The following is a 2959-nucleotide window of genomic DNA, read 5'->3' as shown; positions in this document are numbered from 1 at the left end:
CGATCTCGCCCCGCGTGCGGGCGCAACACGCGGGCTGCCTAAGCCGGCGCGGCCCAGCGGATAAGGCCGAGCGAGTGCGGGTCTGCCAACAGCGGATGCACCGGTGCGGCCCGCACGGTAAAGCCGAAGCGTCCGGCCTCCGCCGGGCGGGTGCTGCCGCTGAATGTCTGCCAGCCGTCGCGCCGTTCACCCTCGGGGGTCATGACCGTCAGATGGCGCTGGGCAAAGGAGCCGTCCTGCCCCAGCGGTCCGGCGTACAACTGGACGAGCACATGTTCCGCCGCGATGTCGTCGAGGTACAGTTCCGCCTCTACCCGCAGCGAATCGCCCACGTGCAGGGTATCCTCCACCCGGCTGCGCACGTTGCGGATCTGCACCGCGCTCCACTTGGTCATCATGTCCATGCGCCATTCGGAAAGCTCGCGCGCCGGGACGAAGCCGTCGCGCGCGAGGCGCATGTAGTAGCTGTGGGCCGCGGAATAGGCGGTGCCCAGATAGTCCAGAACCATGCGGTGCGAGTTGTAGCGGGGGGCCAGTTCCTTCAGCGCGGCCTTCATGCGGCGGATCCACGAGCGGGGCAGGCCACCCCGACCGCGATCGTAGAATTCCGGGATGATGTCGTTTTCCAGGATGTTGTAGAGGGTCTGCATTTCCACGAAGTCCTGGTAGTCCGGGTCGTCGTATTCCTCGCCCTTGCCGATGGCCCAGCCCAGGCTGTTGTCCGGCCTGTAGGCCTCGTCCCACCAGCCATCCAGGGTGGAGAACTGCACCACGCCGTTGAGCATGGCCTTCATGCCGCTGGTGCCGCAGGCCTCCAGCGGGCGACGGGGGTTGTTCAGCCATACGTCGCAGCCAGTGATCAGGTACGAGGCCACCTCCATGTCGTAGTCTTCCAGAAAGACCACGCTCATGTTCGCGCCCTGCGAGCGGCTGAAGGCGATCAGGTCCTTGATCAGCTGCTTGCCGCCCTGATCCTGCGGGTGCGCCTTGCCCGCGATGATGAACTGCACCGGGCGTTCGCGGTCGCCCAGGATGCGTTCCAGCCGTTCGCGGTCCTGCAACAGCAGGTTGGCCCGCTTGTAGGTGGCGAAGCGCCGGGCAAAGCCGATGGTCAGGGCCTCGGGGTTCAGCACCTCTTCGGCGGCCTGAATGTCCTGCCGTCGCGCGCCCTGCGCTGCCAGCTGGCGGCGCAGCCGCTCGCGCACGAAGTCCACAAGCCGGGCGCGCAGTCGTTCGTGGGTGCGCCAGAATTCGGCGTCCGAGATGGTGTCCACCTGGCTCCAGGCGCGGGCGCAGTCCGGGTCTTCGCGCCAGTTGGAGCCAAGATAGCGGTCGTACAGCATGCCGATGTCCTGGGCCACCCAGGTGGGCGCGTGCACCCCGTTGGTCAGCGCGCCGATGGGCACATCCTCCACCGGGAACTGGTGCCACACCTGCTTCCACATGTTGCGCGAGACGCGGCCATGCAGGGTGGACACGCCGTTGTTGGAGCGCGACAGGCGCAGGGCCAGCACGGTCATGCAGAAGGGTTCCGTGTCGTCGTGGGGGGCCTCTCGCCCAAGGGCCATGAACACCTTGAAGGCCAGCCCCATGTCGCGGGCGTAGGATTCGAAGTAGCGGTGCATCAGGTCCGGTGCGAAGCGGTCGTTGCCTGCGGGCACCGGGGTGTGCGTGGTGAAGATGGAGCCGGAGGCGGCCACCTCCGTGGCGGCCTCGAAGGGCAGGCCGTGCTCCTTCATGTACAGCCGCACCCGCTCAAGCCCCGCGAAGGCGGAATGCCCTTCGTTCATGTGGATGACCTTGGGGTCTATGCCCAGCACCTTCAGGGCCTTGATGCCGCCGATGCCCAGCAGGATTTCCTGCCACAGGCGCATTTCGATGTTGCCGCCGTACAGCCGTTCGGTGATCTGGCGGAAGTCGGGCGGGTTTTCCGGCAGGTTGGTGTCCAGCAGGTACAGGGTCACCCGGCCCACGGCCACCTGCCATATGCGCGCCGCAAGGGGGCGGTCGCCCACGTCCAGCCGCACCACGGCGGGCTGGCCGTCAGGCGTCAGGGCCGGGCGCATGGGCATCTGCTCGAAGTCGTAGACGGGGTAACGTTCCTGCTGCCAGCCGTCGGGGGTCATGTACTGGCGAAAGTATCCCTGCTGGTAGGCGATGCCGATGCCCACCAGCGGCACGTTGAGGTCGCTGGCCGACTTCAGGTGGTCGCCCGCAAGGATGCCGAGGCCGCCGGAATAGATGGGCAGGCACAGGGCCAGGCCGAATTCCAGGCTGAAGTACGCCACGGCGGGGGTTTCGGGGGCCACCCCCTCGAACTTGTGGGGCGACGGCCTGCCCACGTACTGGCGCAACTGGGCCACGGCGTCGGCCAACCGTTCCTTGAAGAAAGCGTCGCGCGAGAGTTCTTCCAGGGTGCGCTGTGGAACGTGGTTCAGGAACCATACCGGGTTGCGGTAGCTTTCCTGCCACAGGCGCTGGTCCATCTGCGAGAAGATGGTCTCCATGTCGCTGTTCCACGAGAACCAGAGGTTGTAGGCCAGTTCCCACAGCCCCTCGAGCCCTTCGGGCAGTTTGGGGATGACACTGAAGACCTTGAGCGGCTGCATGTTGCGTACCTCCCGGCGGTGCGGCGTGTGTGCTTTTGACTTGCCTGCGAGAGTGGCATAGGAACAGACGGTCCGGCGGCCCCCCCCTCTTCGTCGGGTGGCCTGCGGGTCTGTGGAGTTATGGTATTCTTTCACAGGAGCTTTTTCGTGACAAGTGCAAGCAGCGTTATCGAGGGTACTCCGACGTTGCGCGTGCGGGTGCGCTACCTGCGGGACGCGCGGGCGTTGTACGCTCTCGGCGACGGCCCCGGTGGCCTCGCCCCGGCCACGCCGTTTGCGGCGGGCATGGACCTGCGCGCCTGCATGGACGCGGAAGAGGCGGTCCTGCCTGCCGGGGCGCGGCTGGCCAT

General features: G+C 66.7%; 1 protein-coding gene and 1 pseudogene. One reads left to right on the top strand and one right to left on the bottom strand.

Going from position 1 to position 2959, the window contains the following annotated elements; translation table 11 throughout:
- Positions 1 to 38: 38 nt before the first annotated feature.
- Entirely contained in the window at positions 39 to 2609 is a 2571-nt protein-coding gene (gene glgP, locus FVW20_RS11275; RefSeq protein ID WP_196609659.1) for an alpha-glucan family phosphorylase, read from the bottom strand.
- A 147-nt stretch (positions 2610 to 2756) separates the two neighbouring features.
- Between glgP and FVW20_RS11270 the strand changes: the two are divergent.
- Positions 2757 to 2959: pseudogene (locus tag FVW20_RS11270) on the top strand (dUTP diphosphatase); the annotation flags it as partial.

The sequence above is a fragment of the Nitratidesulfovibrio oxamicus genome (assembly GCF_015731765.1).
Classification (GTDB): domain Bacteria; phylum Desulfobacterota; class Desulfovibrionia; order Desulfovibrionales; family Desulfovibrionaceae; genus Cupidesulfovibrio; species Cupidesulfovibrio oxamicus.
The sequence above is the reverse complement of the archived record's forward strand: the minus strand, read 5'-3'. Positions and strand labels throughout refer to the sequence as shown.